The 2,277-nt window shown below is 41.1% G+C and carries 1 protein-coding gene and 1 pseudogene; both read left to right on the forward strand.

Annotation, left to right across the window (positions count from 1 at the left end):
• Positions 1-198 (forward strand): annotated as a pseudogene (locus tag LC653_RS48250) (hypothetical protein); the annotation flags it as partial.
• An 830-nt stretch (positions 199-1,028) separates the two neighbouring features.
• Complete coding sequence (locus LC653_RS45805; protein ID WP_229501837.1) at positions 1,029-1,901, forward strand: phytanoyl-CoA dioxygenase family protein; 873 nt, start codon at positions 1,029-1,031, stop codon at positions 1,899-1,901.
• Positions 1,902-2,277: the final 376 nt, after the last annotated feature.

Here is a 2,277-nt window from a genome sequence, read left to right on the forward strand (position 1 = left end):
AAACAAACTTATGGACTGGATAGATTTTTTTCTAGCCTGGCTAGCAAACCCATATCAGGGCTATCTTTTTTTACATTATCATTAGTCAGTGTTGAGCAAAGGCACTCGTTTCCGATTCAGATAGAACTGCTTACCCGTAGGGGTACAAGTCGGCAAAGCCGACGCCAGTCGCTCATGGGGGAAACCTCTTGGCGCTAGCCTCTCCCAATGTGAGAAGACCGCGCTGGCTCCCCTTCATACGTGTCAACTTAAGCTTAAACGCTTATTCCACAGGCATTTTACCCCAATACGCTTGGGTTAAGGCTAAAACTCTTTATCAAAGTCAAATTTTTAACGTAGACGCAAAGCAGTGAAGCAGCGCGGTCTTCTCCCAAGGGGAGACGATGCCGCGCACAGCGCCGGCGGCAAGCGAGTCATCGAGCGTCTGGGGGTTTCCCCCATGAGCGACTGCTGTTAGCGCAGCGTTAGCGATAGCGCCGGCGGCAAGCGAGTCATCGAGCGTCGGTACGAGCGTCACCCGGAGGGCAAGCCGTCCGGCTACCGCTCCAGGCGCAGAGGAAGCAGAGAGAAGAAAAAAATGCTTAACCCAAGCGTATTGCATTTTACCTCTCCCCGATGCCTTGGGGAGGGGAAGTTTTGGCTTTAGACAAAACTGGGGTGACGCGGATAGTGATTGTAAGCAAGTGGACTTAATACCAGGTGATTCTAGGGCTTTCACGTTAAGTTGACACCTATGGCTCCCCTTAATCCCCTCCCCGCAAGCAGGAGGGGAGACAAAGCATAGCTTTGGCTCTTTGGGGTTCTTCGCGTTTAATAAGTAATCAAGCGGACATGATATAACACACCCCACAAGACTACTTATATTTTTTTAAAACAATTTACGATTCCTATATATACTAATGACTAATTTGAAAATCATTTAAGTATTTTAACTTATTCATAACTCATTAATTATTTAAGTATTTTTTGCAATGACTATACCTTTTTAAAGGGTTAGATTTTAATTGTTCATAGAATAATATTTAGTTATGTACCTGACCAAAGAACAATTAGAAACATATAAATCTCAAGGGTTTATTTTATTAGAGAAATGTTTTTCTAGCGCTGAGGTTGAAATTATGAAAGCAGAATTATCTGTTTTATCTGCGGAAAAATCACCCAAAAAAATCCTTGAGAAAGATGGTAAGACTGTACGCTCGCTTCACGGTTCCCATACTAATAATGATGTTTTCAATTGTCTAACACGACATCCGTTTATCGTTGAGCCAGCTATGCAAATAGTTGGTACCCAAGTATATGTATATCAGTTCAAAATAAATATTAAAGCAGCATTTAGTGGTGATATTTGGAAATGGCATCAAGACTATATCTATTGGCGTAAGGAGGATGGAATGCCAAAACCACAAGTAGTCAATGCTATGTGCTTATTAGATGACATGAATGAATTTAATGGCCCGCTATTTGTCATTCCTGGTTCCCATAAAGAAGAGATGATTGATGTTATGGCGCATAGTTCTATAGTAGGAACAGCAGCAACCACAACTTCTAATATTTATGGCGACACTCCTACATGGATATCAAGTTTTAGTGCTAATTTAAAATATTCTCTGAACCAGAACTTAATTACTGATTTAGTATCAAACTATGGAATTACTTCTATAAAAGGTGCGGCGGGTTCAGTTTTATTTTTTGATAGTAATATTGTTCATGCTTCAACAAATAATATCTCACCCTTTGGGCGTTCTACTGCGATTATTACTTATAACAGTATTGAGAATATCCCTTTATCGGTTATAAATCCTCGACCGGATTTTCTTGTGAGTCAAAATTATCAAGCAGTCACCCCTCTAGTATCTGATGCGTTATCTCAGTTTTCTCGTGCCATACCAGTTCTATACTGAAGCAATTGGTTTGAAACCTTTTTGCAATCTAATTTACGATGGTGTATACCAATTCCAAGTACAGACTTTATCCACAAGTTAGCAGTCAAACAATCGTATCATCAGGACAGGCAACCTGCAATTCTACAATAGACCTCTTGCACAAATCAAAAATAAAGAACCCTACGCCGCATTTTAGTAAAGCAAACGCTCCCCTCCTGCTTGCGGGGAGCGTTTGGGGGTGGGATGTTAGGGACTTTTGCAAGAGGTCTAACGCTCTTTTATTACTCTCATGAGAGTATAATTAATTACTAACAGTTTAACTTAGCAAGGGTATTTAATTGGGTTCAAGAACGGCTACCTCCACGATCACCGTGGTAGATCAGTACTGCGATGC

The sequence above is a fragment of the Nostoc mirabile CHAB5784 genome (genome assembly GCF_020829645.1).
GTDB lineage: Bacteria > Cyanobacteriota > Cyanobacteriia > Cyanobacteriales > Nostocaceae > Nostoc > Nostoc mirabile.

Bases quoted from the DNA above. Each gene is read 5' to 3' on its own strand.
- LC653_RS45805 (WP_229501837.1), top strand. From the start codon at position 1,029: ATGTACCTGACCAAAGAACAATTAGAAACATATAAATCTCAAGGGTTT.